This is a genomic window from Deinococcus sp. YIM 134068 (genome assembly GCF_036543075.1).
In the GTDB taxonomy this organism is placed as follows: Bacteria; Deinococcota; Deinococci; order Deinococcales; family Deinococcaceae; genus Deinococcus; species Deinococcus lichenicola.
The window spans coordinates 1-20,328 of sequence record NZ_JAZHPF010000022.1 but is presented as its reverse complement, the minus strand read 5'-3'; the positions used below and the strand labels follow the sequence as shown (position 1 = coordinate 20,328).

18 protein-coding genes and 1 pseudogene are annotated in these 20,328 nt (G+C 67.7%); 1 reads left to right on the top strand and 18 read right to left on the bottom strand.

Features of this window, described 5'->3' with window-relative positions:
- Window positions 1-34: 34 nt before the first annotated feature.
- The 18 genes and pseudogenes from accC to V3W47_RS16230 all read right to left on the bottom strand — a co-directional run bounded on the left by accC (window position 35) and on the right by V3W47_RS16230 (window position 19,299).
- Entirely contained in the window at window positions 35-1,372 is a 1,338-nt protein-coding gene (gene accC, locus V3W47_RS16315) for an acetyl-CoA carboxylase biotin carboxylase subunit (protein WP_331826285.1), read from the bottom strand.
- Window positions 1,373-1,458: 86 nt separating this feature from the next.
- The gene (gene accB / locus V3W47_RS16310) at window positions 1,459-2,001 is read right to left on the bottom strand and encodes an acetyl-CoA carboxylase biotin carboxyl carrier protein (protein WP_331826284.1); all 543 of its coding nucleotides are present in this window, start codon (window positions 1,999-2,001) and stop codon (window positions 1,459-1,461) included.
- 179 nt (window positions 2,002-2,180) lie between these two features.
- The gene (gene efp / locus V3W47_RS16305; RefSeq protein WP_331826283.1) at window positions 2,181-2,738 is read right to left on the bottom strand and encodes an elongation factor P; all 558 of its coding nucleotides are present in this window, start codon (window positions 2,736-2,738) and stop codon (window positions 2,181-2,183) included.
- Window positions 2,739-2,852: 114 nt separating this feature from the next.
- Window positions 2,853-3,326 carry a hypothetical protein gene (locus tag V3W47_RS16300; RefSeq protein WP_331826282.1) on the bottom strand — a complete coding sequence of 158 codons (474 nt, stop codon included), beginning with the start codon at window positions 3,324-3,326 and terminating at the stop codon, window positions 2,853-2,855.
- A gap of 282 nt (window positions 3,327-3,608) precedes the next feature.
- Window positions 3,609-3,924 (bottom strand): annotated as a pseudogene (locus V3W47_RS16295) (IS3-like element ISDds1 family transposase); the annotation flags it as partial.
- Between the two features lie 63 nt (window positions 3,925-3,987).
- Window positions 3,988-5,508, bottom strand: a complete 1,521-nt coding sequence (locus V3W47_RS16290; RefSeq protein WP_331826281.1) for an ABC transporter substrate-binding protein — start codon at window positions 5,506-5,508, stop codon at window positions 3,988-3,990.
- 50 nt (window positions 5,509-5,558) lie between these two features.
- Window positions 5,559-6,428 carry an ABC transporter permease gene (locus tag V3W47_RS16285; RefSeq protein ID WP_331826280.1) on the bottom strand — a complete coding sequence of 290 codons (870 nt, stop codon included), beginning with the start codon at window positions 6,426-6,428 and terminating at the stop codon, window positions 5,559-5,561.
- Complete coding sequence (locus V3W47_RS16280) at window positions 6,425-7,378, bottom strand: ABC transporter permease (RefSeq protein WP_331826279.1); 954 nt, start codon at window positions 7,376-7,378, stop codon at window positions 6,425-6,427. The genes V3W47_RS16285 and V3W47_RS16280 overlap by 4 nt, the downstream gene beginning before the upstream one ends.
- Window positions 7,375-7,653, bottom strand: a complete 279-nt coding sequence (locus V3W47_RS16275; RefSeq protein WP_331826278.1) for a cupin domain-containing protein — start codon at window positions 7,651-7,653, stop codon at window positions 7,375-7,377. Before V3W47_RS16275 ends, V3W47_RS16280 begins: the two co-directional genes overlap by 4 nt.
- Window positions 7,654-7,824: 171 nt before the next feature.
- Complete coding sequence (locus V3W47_RS16270; RefSeq protein ID WP_331826277.1) at window positions 7,825-9,021, bottom strand: M24 family metallopeptidase; 1,197 nt, start codon at window positions 9,019-9,021, stop codon at window positions 7,825-7,827.
- The gene (locus V3W47_RS16265; protein WP_331826276.1) at window positions 9,018-9,878 is read right to left on the bottom strand and encodes an alpha/beta fold hydrolase; all 861 of its coding nucleotides are present in this window, start codon (window positions 9,876-9,878) and stop codon (window positions 9,018-9,020) included. The genes V3W47_RS16270 and V3W47_RS16265 overlap by 4 nt, the downstream gene beginning before the upstream one ends.
- Entirely contained in the window at window positions 9,875-11,101 is a 1,227-nt protein-coding gene (locus V3W47_RS16260; protein WP_331826275.1) for a dipeptidase, read from the bottom strand. Before V3W47_RS16260 ends, V3W47_RS16265 begins: the two co-directional genes overlap by 4 nt.
- Window positions 11,102-11,153: 52 nt before the next feature.
- Window positions 11,154-12,704: an ABC transporter substrate-binding protein gene (locus tag V3W47_RS16255; protein WP_331826274.1), complete on the bottom strand. Its 1,551-nt coding sequence runs from the start codon at window positions 12,702-12,704 to the stop codon at window positions 11,154-11,156.
- Window positions 12,697-14,154: a M20/M25/M40 family metallo-hydrolase gene (locus V3W47_RS16250; protein WP_331826273.1), complete on the bottom strand. Its 1,458-nt coding sequence runs from the start codon at window positions 14,152-14,154 to the stop codon at window positions 12,697-12,699. Before V3W47_RS16250 ends, V3W47_RS16255 begins: the two co-directional genes overlap by 8 nt.
- A gap of 19 nt (window positions 14,155-14,173) precedes the next feature.
- The gene (locus V3W47_RS16245; RefSeq protein ID WP_331826272.1) at window positions 14,174-15,034 is read right to left on the bottom strand and encodes an ABC transporter permease; all 861 of its coding nucleotides are present in this window, start codon (window positions 15,032-15,034) and stop codon (window positions 14,174-14,176) included.
- A 1-nt stretch (window position 15,035) separates the two neighbouring features.
- Entirely contained in the window at window positions 15,036-15,992 is a 957-nt protein-coding gene (locus V3W47_RS16240) for an ABC transporter permease (protein ID WP_331826271.1), read from the bottom strand.
- Window positions 15,992-17,530, bottom strand: coding sequence for an ABC transporter substrate-binding protein (locus V3W47_RS16235; RefSeq protein WP_331826270.1), 1,539 nt, complete (start codon window positions 17,528-17,530; stop codon window positions 15,992-15,994). The genes V3W47_RS16240 and V3W47_RS16235 overlap by 1 nt, the downstream gene beginning before the upstream one ends.
- Window positions 17,527-19,299, bottom strand: a complete 1,773-nt coding sequence (locus V3W47_RS16230; RefSeq protein WP_331826269.1) for a M28 family peptidase — start codon at window positions 19,297-19,299, stop codon at window positions 17,527-17,529. Before V3W47_RS16230 ends, V3W47_RS16235 begins: the two co-directional genes overlap by 4 nt.
- Before the next feature lie 79 nt (window positions 19,300-19,378).
- Between V3W47_RS16230 and V3W47_RS16225 the strand changes: the two genes are divergently transcribed.
- Window positions 19,379-20,224 (top strand): IclR family transcriptional regulator, encoded by an 846-nt coding sequence (locus tag V3W47_RS16225; protein WP_331826268.1) that lies wholly within the window; start codon window positions 19,379-19,381, stop codon window positions 20,222-20,224.
- The last annotated feature ends 104 nt before the right edge of the window (window positions 20,225-20,328 follow it).

Genomic DNA, 20,328 nt, shown 5'->3' with positions numbered 1-20,328 from the left:
TGTCGTTGTAGAAAGAAGTGGGCGTGTCAGGCCGTTACATCTCCATCCGTGTCTTCAGGAAGTTCGTCATCACCGCGCCCCGCTTGTAGAAGGGGTTGTCCATGATCTTGATGTAGAGCGGCACGGTGGTCTTCGGGCCGTGGATGACGGTCTCCTCCAGCGCCCGGCGCATTCTCAGGATGGCCCCCTCGCGGCTGTCGTGGTGGACGATCAGCTTGCCGATGAGCGAATCGTAGTGCGGCGGGATGACGTAGCCGCTGTAAGCGTGGGAGTCCACCCGCACGCCGGGGCCGCCCGCGAAGTGGATGTCCTCGATCTTGCCCGCCGCCGGGCGGAAGTCCTTGTCGGGGTCCTCGGCGTTGATGCGGCACTCGATGGCGTGCCCACGCAGCACGATGTCCTCCTGCCGGAGCGGGAGGCCCTCGCCCGCCGCGATCTGGAGTTGCAGCCGCACGAAGTCCAGCCCCGAAATCTCCTCCGAGACGCAGTGTTCGACCTGAATGCGGGTGTTCATCTCCATGAAGTAGTAGTGGCCGTCGCGGTCCACGATGAATTCGAGGGTGCCCGCCCCGGCGTAGTTGACGAACCTGGCGAGCCGCACGCCCGCGTCCAGAATCTCCTGCCTCAGGGTGGCGGGCAGTGTGGAGGGTGCCTCCTCGATGAGTTTCTGGTTGCGCCGCTGGATGGAGCAGTCGCGCTCGCCGATGTGGATGACGTGGCCCTGGCCGTCGCCCATGACCTGCACCTCGACATGCCGGAACTCCTCCAGGAACTTCTCCATGATGATGGCGGCGTCCCCGAAATACAGCCGCGCCTCCTCCTGCGCCTGCGCGAAGGCCGACCGCAGTTCGTCCTGGGTCCGCACGACCTTCTGCCCGCGCCCGCCCCCGCCCGCCGACGCCTTGAGGAGCACCGGGTAGCCGATCTGCTTGGCGGCGAGCAGGGCCGCGTCCACGTCCTCCAGCACGCCTGTGCCGGGCACGACGGGCACGTTGCTCTCGGCGGCGATCTGACGCCCGCCCGCCTTGCTTCCCAGCGCCCGCATACTCTCCGGCGTCGGCCCGATGAAGACGATGCCGTGCTCGCGGCACATCTCGGCGAAGTCGGGGTTCTCCGCCATGAAGCCGTAGCCGGGGTGGATGGCCTCGGCCCCCGTCATCAGCGCCGCCGAGAGAATGTTGGGGATATTGAGATAACTGGCGTTCGAGGCGGGCGGCCCCACGCACACGCTCTCGTCGGCGAGCAGCACGGGCAGACTCTTCTCGTCGGCGGTGGAATACACCACGACCGTCTTCACGCCCATCTCGCGCGCCGTGCGGATGACGCGCAGGGCGATCTCGCCCCGGTTGGCGATCAGGATTTTCTTAAACACAGCTCTCAGCCCTCAGCTTTCAGCCGTCAGGGGGAGCGGGAGCCTCAGCCCTGGCGGCTGATGGCTGACCGCTGACCGCTGACCGCTCACTCGATGATGAACAGCGTCTGCCCGTACTCCACCGGCTCGGCGTTCTTCACCAGAATCTCGCGCACGGTGCCGCCCGTCTCGGCCTCGATCTCGTTCATCAGCTTCATCGCCTCGATGATGCACAGCACCTGCCCGGCCTGCACCGTGTCGCCGACCTTCACGTAGGGCGCGGCGTCCGGGCTGCTGGCCGTGTAGAAGGTGCCCACGATGGGGGCCTTCACGGGCGTTCCGGCGCTGCGAGCCGGGCTACCTGCTGCCGGAATGGTTGGCTCGGCGGTAGGAGCGGGAGGCGTGGGCGCGGTCGTCTCGGCTGGCGTGGAGGAAGCGGGCGTGGTCGTACTCGTCGCCGCCGGGGCTGGGGTGAAGGCAGGAGACGGCGCGGAACTCGCGCTGCTCGCCGAGGTGGAGGCCCCATTGCCCATCCCAGCCTGTGGCCCGCGCTTGAGGTCGAGGGTGTAGCTGCCCGTCTGGAGGCTGAACTCGCGCACATCGGCGGCGCTGAGGGCGTCGAGAATCTTCTTGAGGTCGTCTGGATTCATAGGCCCTCCTGTGGTCGGTTCGGGTGGTGAGTCCGGCAAGAACTCGTTGCCTATCATGACGCGGGCTCCAGGTGTGGAGCCTGTTGGAAGTCGAACGCTCGTCATAGATGCACCGAGTCTAATGGCAAAGGGAAACGCCGCCTCCCGGTAGGGGGAAGGGCGGCGTTCCGGGGGTTCATTTAGGCGCGGCTGAGGTACTCGCCCGTGCGGGTATCCACCTTGACGTTGGTCTCCTGCTCCACGAAGAGGGGCACCTGCACGACGGCCCCCGTCTCCAGCGTGGCGGGCTTGGTGCCGCCCGAGACGGTATCGCCGCGCACGCCGGGGTCGGTCCGCACGATCTTCAGGATCACCTGGTTGGGCAGGGTGATCTTGAGGGGCTTGTCGCCGTACATCTGGACCTCGACATCGGTGTTCTCCTTCATGAACTTGGCCGCGTCGCCGACGAGGTTGCCGGGCAGATGCACCTGGTCATAGGTCTCCAGGTCCATGAACACGTGGTCCTGGCCGTCCTTGTATAGGTACTGCATCTTCTTGCCTTCCACGTAGATGTCCTGCAACTTCTCGCCGGAGTTGAAGGTGCGGTCGACAATCGAGCCGGTCTCCATATTGCGGAACTTGGTCACCACTTTGGCACCGCCACGTCCCATCTTGAGGTGGGAGTAGTCCAGGCACTCCCACAGGCCGCCGTCCATCTCCACCTTCGTGCCGTTACGCAGTTCAGTCACGCTGATCATGTCTCGAAATCTCCTTGCTCGGGCCGGGGCGCATGTCTCACCGTGGGAAACTCACCGGGGGAGCCGCGCCGCATTCGGCAACGGGGCAGATTCTAGCAGATGGGCCGGGAGTGCTCAGAAGTGCAGGTGCCACCCGCCCGCGCCGTCCCTGGTCACGCAGCTCTGCGAAACTTGAACGCTCAGAACCTCGCCCTTCAAGCACCATCTCCCGGCTTCGAGAGTAGGAGTGAGGTCGGCGGGCAGTCCGGCCACTTCCAGGTCGGTGACTGTGAGCGGTCCCGGACCGTGGGCAAGTGCCTGCCCTCCCAGAACTTCCAATTCGACTGCTGGCCCGGAAAGACGCAGGTAACGGGCGTGCAGGTAAGAACCGTCGGGGAGGACGTGAAGATTGAGGGGGTCGAAGCCCACGACCTGCAAGGGGACCTGACTTTTGAGGGATAGGCGCGTTCCCGGCAGTCCTCGAAAGGCGTCCAGCCGCGTCACCAACCGCGTCTTTGTCTCACAGGTGGCGAGCTGTGCCGCCTCCGCCTCCATGAGCGCCGGAGTGGGGAAGGGGAGAGGCGACGTGCCCAGGCGAGCGCGCAACACCTCGTCAAGTGCGGTGCCTGCCGTGAGGGCAGGGTGGCGTCCCGGCCATACCCAACCTCCCTCTGCGGGTTCCCAGCCCGGTTCCTGTGGCATAGCCCCGCTCAGATGAGTCACCCCGCCGCCAAAGAAGAGGAGGGGAATGCGCCCCGGATCAAACTCGGGCCAGAGGTCAGGCAGGGCAGACTGAACCTGTCTCCTGGCCTCTTTGAGCCAGGCTGGAGGGAGGAGGTCGGACACACTTCCAGGCTATCCTGGGCCTGTCCGGCTTGTGCGTCGGTGAAGTTAAGCGGCTGTAGCTTGGCGCTCGAACGCCAGGGGCGTCAAGTCCCCGAGCGTGGCATGGCGTCGCTGGCGGTGGGAGAAGACCGAGGGTGGACTCGAAGACTGCCCGCCGTGCAGCAGCCCGGTTCTCAACGATGAGGTCCTCGAACAGCTCCCTGTTGAGGAAGCTGAAACAGCTCTCCACGACCGCGTTGTCCCAACACTCCCCCTTGCGGCTCAGGCTGCCCCTGGCCCGCCGGCGGGCCAGTTGTTCTTGAACTCCCCGGCTGGCGTCCTGGCTCCCCCGCTCGCTGTGGTACAGGAGGCCTGGTGGAGGGTGGAAGCCTCACCAGGGGGAGGGGCAGCAGGTGACTTCCCCCGAGTTACCCGGGGGCGGGCTTTACCGGAGCCAGGTGGTCCGGAAGCCCAGGTAACTGGTGTTCGGGTAATGCTGGTAGCCCTGCACCCGCCGGGTCGCCGCCTCGTACTGCGTGCTGGAATACAGGAAGACCATCGGGCTGAGGTCCACCAGCCGACGCTGCACCTGCGCGTAGATGGCTTTTCTGGCCGCCGCACCACTGGTCTGCCGACCCTGATCGAGCAGCCGGTCGAGTCCCGCGTCCTTGAAGTTCGTGAGGTTCCCGCCGCTGTCGGACGCAAAGGGGGTGTAGAGGTAGTCGTCCGGGTCGCCCTGCCCGCTCTCGCCCAGGATGGTCGCCGTGTAGTTCTTCTTGAGGATGTCCGGCAGGTACACGCTCCACTCCAGCGCCGTGATGTTCACCCTGATCCCCAGGGGCGCGAGTTGCGCCTGGATGATCTCGGCGGGCGTACGCAGGAAGTCGTAGGTCGAGGTGACCTTGAGGTCGAGCGTGAAGCCGCCTCCGTAGCCCGCCTCCCGCAGGAGCGCCCGCGCCCGCTCCAGGTTGGGCTTGCCGTAGTTGGGGTCGGGCACGGCGTAGTAGTTGCCGTTCGGCAGGGTGGTGCCGCGCGCGGGCAGGCCCCCCGTGCCCAGCAGGGCCACGTCCACGATCTCCTGGGTGTTGATGGCGTAGGCGATGGCCCGGCGCACCCGCGCGTCGTCGAGCGGTTTTTGCGCCACGTTGAAAAACAGCGCCCGGTAGTTCGCGCTCGGCCCGCCCAGCACGCGCACCTGCGGGTTGGCCTGGAGCGTCTTGATGTCGGTCGCGGGCACGTACTCGATCCAGTCCACGGTGTTCGTCCGCAGCGCCGTCACCCGCGCCGTGGGGTCGGGAAGGTAGGTGTACGTGATGCCGTCGAGGTACGGGAGCCGGGTGCCCCTCGCGTCCCGCCCCCAGAAGTTCGGGTTCTTCCGCAGCACCATGCGCGTCTGCGGCACGTACTCCACGAAGGTGAAGGGTCCCGTCCCCACGGGCCGGGTGTTCAGCGTGGCCGCCGCCTCCCTGGGCACGATGACGTTCAGGCTGAAGGCGAGCTTGCTGAGCAGCGGGGAGAAGGGCCTGCTGAGCGTGATCACCACCGTCGTCTTGTTCGGCGCGGTCACCGACCTGACGAGTTCAAAGTCGCCGCTGCGCGGGGACCTGGTGGCCGGGTTCTTGAGGCGGTTGATGGAGTACACCACGTCGCCCGCCTCCAGTGCGCGGCCATTGTGAAAGCGCACCCCGCCCCGCAGCGTGAATGTCCAGGTCAGCCCATTCGCGCTCGCCGTCCAGCGGGTCGCCAGGGAGGGCACGATCCGCCCGCTGCCGTCAAAGGCCACCAGGGTGTCGTACACGTTCTCAAGCTGGTTGCGGGTGGAGGTCGCCTCGGTGACGTGGGGGTCGAGGCCCACCGGGTCGGCCTGCATCCCGGCCCGCAGGACGCCGCCGGAGGTCTGCGCGGCGGCCCCGGAGGACAGGCCGAGGGCGAGGAGCGAAGCCTTCAGGACGTGACGCTGGTTCATGGTGCCTCCTGGGTGCCCCTGGGGAGCGCGAAGATGGGGGAGAGTCGGGGTCAGCGACCCAGCCGGGGGTCGAGGGCGTCGCGCAGGGCGTCGCCGAAGAGGTTGAAGCCCAGCACGGTGAACATGATCGCCAGGCCGGGGGCGATGGAGATCCAGGGATTCGTTTCCAGAAAGGGCCGCCCGTCCGCGATCATCTGACCCCAGGCGGGGGCGGGCGGCTGCGTGCCCAGGCCGAGAAAGCTCAGGGCCGCCTCGGCGAGGATGGCGTAGGCGAGGCGCAGGGTGATCTCGACCAGGATGGGACCCACCGCGTTGGGCAACACGTGCCGCCACAGCAGCCGCGAGTCGGTCGCGCCCAGGGCACCGCTCGCCTCCACGAACATGGCGTGGCGGGTTCGCAGGACGGCGGCGCGCACCACCCGGGCGAAGGGGGCGGTGAAGGCCACCGCGATGGCCAGCGTCAGGTTCCAGAAGCCGCCGCCCAGAAAGGCGAGCAGGGCGATGGCGAGCAGCACGGCGGGAAAGGCCAGGAACACGTCCGTCACCCGCATGACCACCGTGTCCACCCAGCCCCGGTAATACCCGGTCAGCGCCCCGAACAGCCCCCCCACCAGCAGGGCCAGGCCCACGCTGAGGGCACTCACCGACAGGCTGATGCGGCTGCCGTAGATCACCCGCGAGAGCAGGTCCCGCCCGTACAGGTCGGTGCCCAGGGGGTGGCGCAGGCTGGGACCCTGCATCCGGTCGGCGGGCAGGTAGGCCACCGGGTCGTAGGGCGCGAGGAGGGGGGCCAGCAGCGCGCACAGCACGATCAGCACCGTCAGCGCGAGGCCGATCACCCCGCCGGGCGAGCGGAAGAACAGGCGGGCCGCCCGGCGCACGGGCGATTGAACGGTGGGGACGACCGGCAGGGCCGTCACCCGTACACCACCCGCCGGTCGATCAGCCCGTACAGCACGTCCACGACCACGTTGACGAGCACGTAGCTCACCGCGATGAAGAGCACGGCACCCTGCACCACCGGGTAGTCGCGCAGGTTGATGCCCTCCAGCGCGTACCGCCCCACGCCCGGCAGCCCGAAGATCTGCTCGATGATCACCGCTCCGCCCAGCAGGCTGCCCGCCTGGAGGCCGACCACCGTGACGACGGGGATCAGGGCGTTGCGCATCGCGTGGCGGTACACCACCCGGCGCTCCGCGAGTCCCTTGGCGCGGGCGGTGCGGACGTAATCCTGCGTCAGGACCTCCAGCAGGCTCGCGCGCACGATCCGCGTGACGGCGGCGGCCAGCCCCAGACTCAGCGCCAGCGACGGCAGGAACACCGAGCGCAGGTTCTCCCAGGGGGACTCCTGAAACGGCACGAAGCCGTTGGGGGGAAAGAGCGGCCACTTCAGGCTGAGCAGCAGGATCAGCAGCAGGGCCACCCAGAACTCCGGCGCGGCGAGGCCGACGAGCACGAAACCGCTCGACAGCACGTCGGCGAGCTTGCCCCGGTGCAGCGCCGCCGTCACGCCGAGCGGCACCCCGATCAAGAGGGCGATCAGGAGCGCCAGCAGGGTGAGTTCCAGCGTCACCGGGAAGCGCAGCAGCAGGTCGGTGAACACCGGACGCTCGGTGCGGAGGCTGACCCCGAGGTCGCCCCGCAGCAGGCTACCGAACCAGGTGGCGAACTGCCCGGAGATCGGCTGATCCAGCCCGAACAGCCGCCGCATCTCCGCCTGCCCCTCCGGGCTGACGTTCCCCTCCAGGCCGATCAGGTTCGTCACCACGTCGCCCGGCACCAGCCGCAGGAGCGCGAAGACGAGCACGCTGACCCCGAACGCCGCAAGGAGAGCCAGCGCCACCCGGCGGGCCAGCCAACCGACACTCATTCCCTCTCCAGCAGCACGTAGCTCAGCGTCACGTCCTCCAGCACGACGGCGCGGTGCCGTTCCCCGGCGGGGATGAAGGTCACGTCCCCGGCCCGGATCAGGAACTCCTCGTCGCCGCTGACCGCGCGCAGGGAGCCGCTGTGGATAAAGGACACCTCGTCCTGCGCGTGCCAGGTCTCCGGCAGGACCGTGCCCGCCGGGAAGTGGAGGTGCCCGACCGTGGCGGGCAGGGCCCGGAAGCGGCGGTGGTCGTCGTGAACGTTGAGCCTCTCCATGAAACCTCCGCAGGGCAGGACGGGGACCTCGGTTGACAGGAGCGACGCTGGCGGTGAAGTCCGACTGCGGGCAGGGGCCTCCAGGAAACATTACCCTTTTCCGCACCCGGTCCCGGACTCCTCGTGAGGTCCAGAACCTCTCCACGAGTGTCGGGCTGGTCGTCTCCCCGGTCAGGCCGGCAAGGTCAGGCTCTCCAGATCGCGGGGGTAATCGGTCAGCAGCTCCATGCCGTTCGCCGTGATCAGGATGGTGTCCGAGTGCCGGAAGCCGCCCAGCCCCGGCACGTACAGGCCCGGTTCCACGCTCAGCACCATGCCAGGTTCCAGGGGGCGGTCGTCGCCGAGGTCCAGAAAGGGACTCTCGTGGATGCGTTGCCCCAGGCTGTGGCCGACGTGGTGCCGCCAGTGGTCCCACAGCCCCTCGCGCTCGTAGTAGGCCCGCACGGCCCGGTCCACCTCGGCGCAGGTGCGTCCGGGCCGCAGCGCCTCGAAGGCGATGTCTTGCAGGTTGAGCATGTGCCCGAAGAAGAGCCGCTGCCGCGCGCTCGCCTCCCCCACGAACATGGTGCGCTCCAGCTCGCTGAGGTAGCCCCAGACGGCGGCCCCAGCCCCGGTGACGAGCGTATCGCCGTGACCAAAGGTGGCTCCGGTGGTCATGGCGTGCGGCAGGGCGCTGTGAACGCCGATCTGCCCCCGGTAGAGGGCTACCGCGCCGCTCAGCCAGCGGTTCTGGCCCCGGTACCCCTCGCCCAGCGCGGCGATCATGCTGGCGGTGGCCTCTTTGGTGGCGCGGGCTTCGACCTCCGTCTCGTTCTCGCCAACTCGGGTATAGGTTTGCAGCAGATGGTGGGCGTGCGCTCCCCAGTGGGCGCTTTCCCGGATGAGCGCCACTTCCGCCGGAGACTTGAGCGCCATCTGGTGGTCCAGGGCGCGGGTGACCCGTCGAACTCTGGCCCCTCCAAGCTGCTCACTCAATGCCGGGCCGTCGTAGCCCATCACGGGCGGGTAGCCATCGTGATCGACGCCGAGCCTGGCCCGGTCCAGTCCCAGTTCAGCCAGCAGGTCGGACAGGTGCCTCATCGGGTGGGGCTGGCCGGGAAACTCCGGGTAGTCCACCACCCGCTCGGCCTCGTCGGTCTGAGCGGCATGTTCGCGCTCCAGCCGGGGCACGAAGAGGACGCGCTCGCCGCCCCGCGTGATGATCAGGGCGATGGGCCGCTCGGTGGGGAAGAAGGCGAAGCCGCTGTAGTAGAAGATGAACTGATCGTCGAACAGCACCAGGGCGTCCAGGGGCGTATCCAGATGGTCGAAGACCGCTTGCGCCCGCGCCGCGCGCTCCTGCTGACTGATGGGGCCGAGGTCACTCACGCCGCGCCCACCGCCGCCAGATGACGGGCCAGGAACTCGCGGACGGTCTGGAGATAGAGGGCTTGTTCTTCGATCTGCGGCGAGTGCCCGCTGCGCTCGAACACCACCAGTTCGCCCCCCGGCAGCCCGGCGGCCAGTTCCTCGCTGGCCTCCAGCGGCGTGATCCAGTCGTGGCGGCCCACCGTCACCAGGACGGGCACCGTGATCTCGGGCAGGCGGTCCACCAGATCGTAGGTCGGCTGGTTGCGCGAGAAGGCCCAGTTGTGGGTCTCGTACCGGAAGGGGATGCGGGCGAGGCGTTCGGCCTCCGCCGCCGGATCACGCTCCACGGTGTACAGCGGCTGGATCATGGCGAAGCTGGCACGGAAGTCGCCGTTGTCCTGTATCTGACCTGAGAAGAGGCGGTCGAGCGTCTCCCCGTCCATCGGGAAGCCGCTGCTCAACGCCCGCTCCTTGCTGGTGCCCTGAAAGCGGTTGCTCGCCGCCGTGTCGCGCAGGATGACCGCGTGCAGGTTCTCCGGGCGGGCCAGGGCGTACTCCAACGCGATGAAGCCGCCGTAACTCCCGCCCAATACGACGATCCTGCCCAGATTCAGCCCCGTCCGCAACGCCTCCAGGTCCGCCACGAACTGCGCGTGCGAGTACGGCTCGGCCCCCTCCGACTCCCCGCTCCCCCGCTGGTCGTAGGAAATCAGGCGGTAGTGGTCGGTGAGCGGTTGGAAGGCGGCCCAGTCACTCACGCGGCTCCCCATCCCCGGCCCGCCGTGCAGCGTGACGATGGTCGTTTTGCGCCCCGTGTCGTCCCCGGAATCGTCGTAGACCAGCCGGACGCCATTGACCTCCAGGGTCCGGCTCACCGGTACCACGCCTCCTTCAGCACCCGCATCACGTTGCCGCCCGTCGCCTTGGCGATGTCCTCGTCGCTGTAGCCGTGTTTCACCAGCCAACGCACGATGTTGGGAAAGGCCTCGGCGGGATTCTCGATGCCGTCCACGTACTCGACCTCCTCGTACTGGAGGTGCCCGCGCGAGGCCCCGATGGACAGCGCCTCGCTGAGCGCGTGATGCAGCCCGACGTGATCGCCGAACAGCACGTCCGGCCCGAAGGCCACATGGTCGATCCCGACAAGGTTCACGCAGTACTCGAAGTGCTCCATGAAGGACTCGATGCTGTGGCGTGGGTGCCGCTCGGTGAGGGTGGTGTGCGGCGCGGCCTCGATGCCGATCACCCCACCCTTCCCGGCACAGGCCCGGATCACGTCGTCGGGCTTCAGGCGGTTGGAGTTCCACAGGGCGCGCGCCCCGGCGTGCGTGATGAAGATGGGCTTCTCGCTCGCCTCGATGGTGTCGAGTGAGGTCTGGTCCCCGCTGTGGCTCACGTCGATGGCGATGCCGAGCTTGTTCATGCGCCTGACCGCCTGCCGCCCGAACACGGTCAGCCCCCCGTCGCGAGGTTCCTTGAGGCCTGCTCCCAGCGCGTTGCCCTCGCTGTAGGCGATGCCCAGGCAGCGCACGCCGAGACCGTACAGGATGTCGAGGCGGTCGAGTTCGTTCTCGATCATCGCCGCGCCCTCGATGGACACGATGAACGCGATCTGGCCGTTTTTCTTGGCGTTCACGATGTCCTCGGTGGTCTTGCAGTGGATCACCATGTCCTGATGCGCGATGTCGGACAGGCGCATCCCGAGGTCGTAAACGATGTCCTCCCACTTCCAGCCGCCGCGTGAGGTGATCATGGCGGTGCCGTTCATCAGGTTGTCGAACACGGCGTCCAGCCCGGAGACGCTCAGCCCCTCGTACCCGGTGAAGTCGCGCCCCCAGCGGCGGAACTCCAGGAACTGCGAGAGGTCCTGCGGAGCCACGAAGCAGTGGTCGTGCAGCGAGATCATCAGATGTTCGCGGAAGAGACGCCGCACCCGCTCCTCCTGCTCGGCGCTGACCTCCACCCGGCGGCTGGGGACCCGGTTGAGTTCCGGGCTGAGCGGCCACACCTTGTAGTCGGTGCCCGCCTCCAGGTAGGAGAAGGACTTGTAGCCCGTGTAATTCTTCTGTTGCATCGGAGCGTCTTTTAGGTCAGTCATGGGCAGGCTCCTGGTGAGAGAAGGGGCGCGGCGGAAGGCTGGAAACGCCCCGTTACTTCTCCACCGTGTCCAGCTTCTCCGAACCCGTCGGGCTGGGAATCCACCCCTTCACGCCTGCGCCGCTGGCCGCCAGCAGACGCGAATGCACGATGGGAATCCGGACGGCCTCCCTGAACATGATCTCGTCGACCTTGTGGTAGAGGGGCAGGCGCTGGGCCGCGTTCGGGAGCTTGCGGGCGCTCACTAAGGCCGCGTCCGCCTCCGGGCTGGTCCAGTTGATGTCGGTGGTCGAGCCGCCCGCGATCAGGTAGGTGTAGGCGCTGTCGGGGTCGGTGACGTACACGAAGCCGAGCATGAAGGCCTGGAGCTTGCCGTTCTGGCGGTCTTCGAGGTACTTGGCCCAGTCGGCGGTCTTGAGGTTGATCTTGATCCCGACCGCCGAGAGGTCGGCGGCCATCGCCTCGGCGATGGGTTTGGGGGTCGGGTAGTACGGGCGCGAGACGGGCATGTACCACAGGTCCAGCGTGAAACCGTTGGGGTAGCCCGCCGCCGCCAGCAGGCGCTTGGCCGCCGCCGGGTCGAACTTGTAGTCCGTGACCGTCCTGGCGTGGTAGCGGGCCAGGGGCGGCGGCAGCAGGTGGCCGTCGGTGGTGCCCAGACCGTTCCAGAAGGCGTCCACGATGGCCTTTTTGTTCAGGGCCATGGCAATCGCCGTGCGAACCCGCACGTCCGAGAGCGGCTTGTAGCTGGTGTTCAGCCCCAGGTACCCCAGATTGAGGGCCGGGCGCAGCACCTCCCGGAGCCGGGGATTGGACTGGACGGACCTGAGCTGATCGGGCAGCAGGTCGCCCGCGATGTCCACCCCGCCCGTCAGCAGCTCGTTGAGGCGTCCGGCGGGGTCCTTGACGAAGCGGAAGGTCAGGGCGTCGGATTTGGGCAGCCCGGCGCGGAAGTACCGGGGATTGCGGCTCAACTCCACGTTCACGCCGCTGGTCCACTTCTTCAGCACGAAGGGGCCGGTCCCCACCGCGAGACCCGCCGGAGTGCCGTACTGCGCCGGGTTCTTGCGGATGGCCGTGGGGCTGGCGATGCCGAAAAGGCCCGCGTCGGCCAGCACCGAGCCGAGGGCCGGGTAGGGCTGACCCAGCACGATGTCGACGGCGTACTGATTCCTCACCCTCACGTCCTTGACGATGGAACTCGCCTCGCCCCTGTAGCCGCCCAGGTTGTTCTTCCACCCCAGGAAGGATTTGTTCGCGCCGAACTCGAAGCCGGGGTCCCACCACCGCAGGAAGTTGAAGCGCACCGCCTCGGCGTTCAGCGGCGTTCCGTCGTGAAAGCGGACGTTCTGGCGCAGGTAGAAGGTCCAGGTCAGGCCTTCGGGGCTGGTGGTCCAGCGCTGCGCCAGGTCGGGCTGCAAGTCAACGGTGCCGGGCTTGAAGCTGATCAGGCTGTTGTACATCTGCGTCTGCACGTAGGCGCTGTTGCCGTCCGCCGTGACGCTGGGATCGAGGCTGATCGGCTCACCGCTCAGGCCGAACACGATGGTCTGGGCCGACGCGCCGCCCGCCAAGAGAAGTCCCGCCAGAAGCCATTTACGCATGTTCGTCTCCCTCCGGGGTCTGACCCCGCGTGAATTCGTCCAGAAACGTGACCATCGACCGCTCGAAGTCCAGGATGCCCGCGACCGTGCAGTACTCGTTGCTGGAATGCTGCCGCGAGCCGTGCCCCAGGCCGCCGGTGACGTAGGGCAGGCCCAGCAGCCGCTCGAAGACGTAGTAGGGGGCGCTGCCGGGATTGATCGGCCACAGTTGCAGCTCTCCGTGCAGCGCCCGGTAGGTGCGGATCATGGCCTGCACGGCGGGTTCGTCCAGGCTGAGTTTCGACCAGGGATACTTGTTGTAGACCTTGATCTCGATGTCGCCGTAGCCTCCTTTGTCCAGATGCGCGCGCAGTCCGGCCAGCACTTTGTCTGGGTCCATATTGGGAACCATCCGCACGTCCACCTTGGCCGTCGCCTGATGCGGCAGCACGGTCTTGGTCTCCGGGCCGGTGTAGCCCGCGAAGAGGCCGTCGATGTTGAGTTGCGGCTGCGAGAAGAGGCGGTGCCACGCGCGGCGGTCGTCCGGCTCCTTGAGCCGCCGCACGGCGTAGGCGTCCCGGAACACCCCGGCGTCGAATAGCCCCGCGTCGATCTGCTCATCCAGGAGGGCCGCCTCACGCTCGGGGAGGGGACGCACGTCGTCGAAAAAGCCGTCCACCAGAATGGTCTCGTCGTTATCGACAAAGCTGGCGAGCGCCCGCGTCAGTCGCCACGCCGGATTCGCCACCCAGGCGTTGTAGCTGCCGTGGATGCCGCGCTCGGTGGGGCCGCCCCACTCGCCGCCGGTGCAGATCAGCTCGACGTACAGCATCCCCTTGGTGCCCAGGACCAGGCTGGGCATCCCGGCCTCGTCCTGTTCGAAGAAGGGGAACAGCACCGCGTCGGCCCGCCTCAGCCTGTCTGCGTACTCCTCTGCAAAGGCCGGAAACGAGCGGCTGCCCATCTCCTCCTCGCCCTCGACGGCGAAGAGCAGGTTGACGGGGAGCCTCCCCTCGACCCGCTGAACGGCGCGCATGGCGGTGAAGAAGGCGGCGAGCGGTCCCTTGGTGTTGACCGCGCCCCGGCAGATGACGCTCGGCCCCAGCCCCGGCAGGTCGTGAATCTCGGCCCCGAACGGCTCGGCGATCCAGCCGTCCTCGTCGGTGGGCATCACGTCGTACATGCCGTAGATCAGCAGGGTCCGGGGCGCGTCCTGCCACAGCTCGCCGTACACGATGGGGTGGCCCGGCGTCTCGACGATCTCGGCTTCACCCCCCAGCGAGGCGATCAGGTCGGCCACGGCCCGCGCCGTCTCGCGGATGCCCTCGCCCGTGTAGCTGATGCTGGGCTGGCGCAGGAAGCGGCGGATGTCCTCCAGGTCGCCGTCGAAATGCCGCTCCAGGTCGGCGTGGATGGCCTGAACGTTCATGCTCCTCTTCGCGGTGGCCCCGCTGTGTGGTCTGTCTGGCATGGACTCTCCTTGCGGGCCTTCAACCCGTCGGCTCCGTGGCGTCCCGTAGAGCGTCCCCCAGCAGGTTGCTCGCCAGGACCGTGACGAGAATCAACAGGCCGGGGTATACGGCGAGCCGGGGGGCGGTGTAGAAGTAGTTTTGCGCGCCGCTGAGCATGTTTCCCCAACTGGCATTGGGCGGCTGGATGCCCAGACCGAGAAAGGACAGCGCCGACTCGGCCAGGATGGCGGTGCTGATGCCAACGCTGGCGTTCACGATCAGGGTGGGGAGGACCTGGGGGAGCACGTGCCGGAACAGCACCCGGCCATCGCGCCCCCCCAGCGCGCGGGCCGCCTCGACGTATTGCTCCTCGCGGTACTTCAGGACCTCGCCGCGCACCAGCCGGGCCAGCCCCATCCAGGAGGTCAGGCCGATGACGAGCACCAGCGGCACCAGCCCTGGGCCGAAGAAGGTCAGGGTCAGAACGCTGACGAAAAAGGCGGGCAGCGCCAGGATGCCGTCGGTGAAGCGCATCAGCAGGCCCTCCAGCCACCCGCCGTAGAAGCCCGACAACGCGCCGACCAGGGTGCCGACGAGGAGTGAGACCAGCACCGCGAACAGCCCCACCAGCAGGCTGACGCGCCCGCCGAGCATCAGCCGCACCAGCACGTCGCGGCCATTCTCGTCGGTGCCCAGCGGGTGCTGCCCACTGGCCCGCCCCAGGGTATTTCCCAGGTCGAGGGTGTCGGGGTCGACGGGCCGCACCACCGGCCCCAGGAACGCGAACAGGACCACCCCGGCCAACACCGCCGCCGCCGTGACGGCCACCGGGTCGCGACGCAACCGCCGCCACGTTCGCTGGGCCGGGGCCTGTGGGGGGTGAATCAGCCGGGCCGTCATCTCAGGCCTCGGTCCGGATGCGCGGGTCGATCAGGGGATAGAGCAGATCGACGAGCAGGTTGAAGAGCACGACGGCCAGCGCCACGACCAGCGTCACGCCGAGGATCAGCGGATAGTCGCGCCCCAGCGCCGCCTCCACGCTGAGGCGTCCCATGCCGGGCCAGGCGAAGATGGTCTCCGTCACCGCCGCACCCCCCACGAGCCGGGGAAGTTGCAGGCCGATGACCGTCACGACCGGGATCAGGGCGTTCTTCAGGACGTGGCGCAGGTTCACCGCTCGCTGGGGCAGCCCCTTCGCCCGCGCCGTGCGGACGTGATCGAGCCGTGCGGCACTCCGGACGCTGGAGCGGGTGTAGCGCAGCAGTTCGGCGATGGACGCGCTCGCCAGCACCACGGCGGGCAGCAGGAGGTGTCGCAGGAGGTCTGGGACATTGCCCTCCATCCCGGTCGTGTACATCCCCCCGGCGGGCAGAACCGGGCGCAGCACCGCGAGGGCGATAATCAACATCAGGCCCAGCCAGAAGACGGGCACGGCCAGCACCACGACGCTCACCACGCTGATCAGCCGGTCCAGCCAGGAGTGGGGGCGCAGGCCACAGATCGTCCCGAGCGGCACCGCGACGAGCAGCGTCAGCGTCAGGGCGGCCCCTGCCAGGATCAGCGTGTTGCCCAGGCGCGAGGCGATGACCTGCAAGGTGGGAGTACCGAACAGGAAGCTCTGCCCGAAATCGCCCCGCACGGCGTTTCCCACGAACTTCAGGAATTGCACGGGCAGAGGATCGCCCAGCCCTAACCGTGCCTCGATGGCCGCACGTTCGGCGTCCCGCAGGGCGGGATCGGCCAGGAGGGACGGCCCACCGGGCGCGAGCCGCACGATGAAAAAGGTCACCACCGCCACCACCGCCAGCACGACGAGGGCGTGCAGCACACGCCGGGCGACGAATCCGGGGCTGAGCATCAGCGCAGGTCGAACCGCTCGGTGTGGCGCAGGGCGTCGCGGATGCCCAGGTCAGGGACGCCGGTCAGCCGACGGCTGATGGCCTGGAGTTCCTTGGGGTAGTAGAGGACGAGCACGGGCGGGTCCTGCATGGTCAGGCGCTGGTAGGCGTTGTAGATATTCTTGCGGGCGGCGGGGTCCACCGTCTCGCGGCCCCGCCGGAGCAGGGCGTCGGCGCGGGCATTGCTCCAGGCGGCCTCGTTGTTGTCCTGGCCGGTGGCGTAGAACGAGTACTGGTCCGGGTCGGGCGGCGTGGTCCACCAGATCAGGTTCGCGTCGTACTTTCCGGGAATCAGGTAGTCGCGTACCAGCGTGGCGAACTCCAGGGTCTGGAGCGTCACGTCCATCCCGACCCTCTTCAGGTCCTGCTGCACGGCCAGCGCCGCCTGCTCACGGGTGGCGTTGCCCTTGTCCACGATCAGGGTGAACTTGAAAGGCTCACCCCTGGCGTTGACAAGAATACCCTGGGCGTTGGGTCGCCAGCCTGCCTGGAGGAGAAGCTTTCTCGCCTGCGCCGGGTCGTAGGTGACGGGCTTGATGGACTTGTCGTAATACGTCCGCAGCGCCGTGGGAATGGTGCCGGTCGGATAGTCGGCGTACCCCTTGAGGATGCCGTCGATGATCGCCCGGCGGTTCACCGCGTACTGCATGGCCCGCCGAACCGTGGCGCTCGTGAAGAGGGGGTTTTTCTGGTTGAAGAAGACAAGGTAGTGCTGCACGGCGTCGGCCTGCTTGATGGTGACGTTCTGCGCCCCCTGGACACTCGGCAGGTTGCTGGGTTCCAGCGTCACCCAGTCGAGGCCGCCGGAGCGCAGTTGCGCGACCTGGGTGTTCAGGTCCGGCACGACCTTGAAGGTGATGCCGTCCAGTTTGGGCGCGCCGCCGTAGTAGTCCCGGTTGGCGACCAGCGTGACGCTCGCGCCGGGCACGACCCGCGAGACCTTGAAGGGGCCGGTCCCGATGGGCGTCTGGCGGTTGAAGGCGGTCGCCGAGTTGAGGTCCTTGCCTTCGAGAAGGTGCTTGGGCAGGATACCTGCGTTGTGCCCCAGCAGGATCAGGAACGGCGCGAAGGGGCGGGAGAGGACGAAGCGCACCGTGTTCCTGCCCCTCGCCTCCACGGACTTGATGGAGCTGAAGTCCGACGCCAGCCGCGAGCCGCTCTTGGGGTCCCTGGCCGTGTTGAAGGTGAACACCACGTCGTCGGCGGTAAAGGGCTTGCCGTCGTGCCAGCGCACATCGTCCCGCAGGGTGAAGGTGTAGACCAGGCCCCCGTTGGTGATCGTCCAGCTCCGGGCGAGGTCCGGGACGGGCTGGAGGTCCTCGTTGGGCCGCACGAGGCCCGGAAAGATCACCTTGTTCACCAGGATGCTGCCCAGCTCCGGCGCGATCAGGGGATTCATGATCGGGTCGTTGATCAGCGGCAGTTGCAGGATGTTCGACTGCGCGCTCGCCACCCCCACGCCCAGAGCGAAACTCAGCACCATCAACGGCCTTGTCATGACGGTCCTCCTTTGACGGAAACCTCGATGTGGTCCAGGGCGCTGCGAACGGCGTTCTGCGCGTCCATCAGGTGGGCGAGCAGCCGGTTCTGCCCCCGCCGCGCGTGGGTGAGCACGAACCCGCGCTCTTCCGGCCCGACCTCGGCGAGCCTCCCGAGGATGGCGAGGTCGGGCAGCGGCGGCACATGCTCGGCGGGATCGTGGAAGAACGCGGGAACCTGCGTGTAGCTGGCCTGAACGAGGTGCCGGGCGAGCGAGATCAGCGCGGCGTTCACCCGGCGCACGGCGGGGGACGCGAGGGACTCGCCACTTAGTGCCCGCGCAGACCGGGCGAGCCGCCCCACGTCCAGCCGCAGGTCGTGGACCGCCGCGCGCGCCGGGCCGAGGTCGAAGGCCGTTCCCGCCGCCGCTGCGTACTCGTTCAGCGCCTGCTCGAACTCGTCGAGGGTCCGGGTGTAGTCGAAGGGGATGACCGTGCTGTTGGCCGTGCGGTAGGCCGACAGGAGGTAAATCCGCATGTCCTTGAGCAGGATGTCGCGGTCGGCCACCTCCAGCGTGTCGTCCTCGGTGTGCCAGGCGATGTTGCCCCCGCAGCCCCCGACCGCGTAGTAGCCCTTCTCGGCCCGCAGGTCGCCCGGCATGGTCGAGAGCAGCATGAAAAACCCACTGAGGCCGATGTTGTTAAAGGAGTAGTCCCCGGCTCGCACCGGGCGTTCCGCGTGCATCTCCTGGCCCGTCACGTCGCGGATGATGTCGCCCGCCCAGGCGGTGGCCTCCGCCATCACGCTCACGTCCTTGTACTCGGTGGCCCAGCGGCAGCCGGGCGAGTCGCAGTTGATCTGGGCGACGCAGTGGCGGTAGAGGTCCAGGGCGAAGTGGTCGGCGTACCACGTGCTCCCCGCGTACCGTCCGGTGGAGTGCCCCGGCCACCAGGCGATCCGCACGCTGCGGCGCAACTGCGCCCGGTGGTTCCACAGGTTGCGGGCGACCTCCAGCAGGGTGGCGTCCCCTACCGCGTTGTCCCCCACGCCGTAGTCCCACGAGTCGTAGTGCCCGTGCAGCAGCACGAAGGCGTCGGGGTCCTCGGTTCCCGGGATGGTCACGACCGGAACGGACGACGGGAACCAGCCCTCCTCCAGATCGGTGACCAACACGGCTTCCGCTCCGGACTTGGCGAGTTCGACCAGGCGGTTCCCGTCGGGTCGGTTGACGTTGGCGACGGCCACACGGGGTTTGCGCGGCAGATCGTTCAGGTCCGGGGTGCCCCAGATGCTGGTGCAGATGCCCCAGTGGGCGCGCTCTCCGGGGTTGATGGCGATGATGCCCACCGCGCCGCGCCGTTCGAGTTCCCGAATCTTGCCGGGCATCCCGAAGCCCTCCGTCACGACGATCCTGCCCCGGACATCAACTTCCCCCTCCAGCAGGGCGCTGGAGAACATGTCGTCGGCATTGGCCGCGTAGACGCTGGGCTGGTAGACCAGGGGAGCCGTGAGTCCCTCACCGAAAATGGCGCTCATCGCCATCGGCTTGGCGCTGAAGGTCGCGCCGCCGACGGTGACGCTCGCCCGGCGCGGCAGGCTGAGAAACAGCTCCGGGCGGTGAACCTTGACGGGGATGCCGAGCTGGCGCAGGTGACGCTCGATCTGCTCGGCGGCGCGGCGCACGTCGTCGGGATGCTCGCGCTTGAGGCCACTGAACGCCTCGATCAGTTCCCACGGGCGGTCGAGCGTGACGGCATCGAGAAGCTGGCGTTCTTCGGCGAGCAACATACCCCTCCCCTTGTGATTCACCAGATGAATTACTGATTCGCTGTGTGGATTGTGACTGGGTGTAGTGTGAGGTCGCCGTATGTCAAAGTCAAGTGCAACGCCCGAGTCGTCACCGGAATACACCATCTCGGCCCTGGAGGCCGGTCTTCAGGTCCTCGCCCTGGTCGGTCAGTCCCCGGAGCTGAAAATCCCGCAGCTCGCCGCTCAGGCGGGCATGACCAAAAGCAGGGTCTACCGCATCCTCCAGACCCTGGCCCGCCTCGGGTACGTCTGGTTCGACGAGGAGCACGCGGTACGCCTGGGGTCGGCCTCCCTCATCCTCGGTCAACAGGCCCAGGAGCAGTATTCGCTGACCCGGGCGGCCAGGCCGATTCTCGACCGCCTCGCCGAGGAGACCGGGGAGAACATCCACCTCGTGGTCAGGGAAGGCCAGCACTCCCTGGTCATCGACATCCGGACCTCACCGCACCCGGTGCGGATGTTCGCCCGTGTGGGGCGCATCGGGCCGCTGCACGCCGGGGGGTCGTCCAAAGTGTTGCTGGCGTATGCCCCCCAGGAAGTCCTCGACGCCATTCTCGAGAAGCCGTTGGAACGCTTCACGGACAGCACCATCACCGATGCGGGCGTGTTGAAGCAGGCGCTGGAACGCATCCGGGAGGACGGCGCGCATGTGGCGATCTCGGATTTGGAGGAGGACACCTTCTCGATTGCCGCCCCAATCTTTGATGACCAGGGTCAGGCGGTGGCCTCTGTGAGCATCGCCGGGCCACTGATGCGCCTCGACGGGCACAAACAGGAGCGGTACCTCCACCTGATTCGTGCGGCCAGCCGCGAGCTTTCGGAGAGTTTCGGCTTTCTCGCCGGATCGCGTGCTCCTGACCACCCTGCGGTTGAGGGTAACCCGGTATGGCGGAGAAGGGGCTAAGCCTCGAAGAGAGGAGGCATCCTCATGACCCACCGCACCACCCACAGCGCCGAGTTCAAGCGTTACGTCCGGAGGGCGCGCCCGAACCAGGGGCAACATCACCG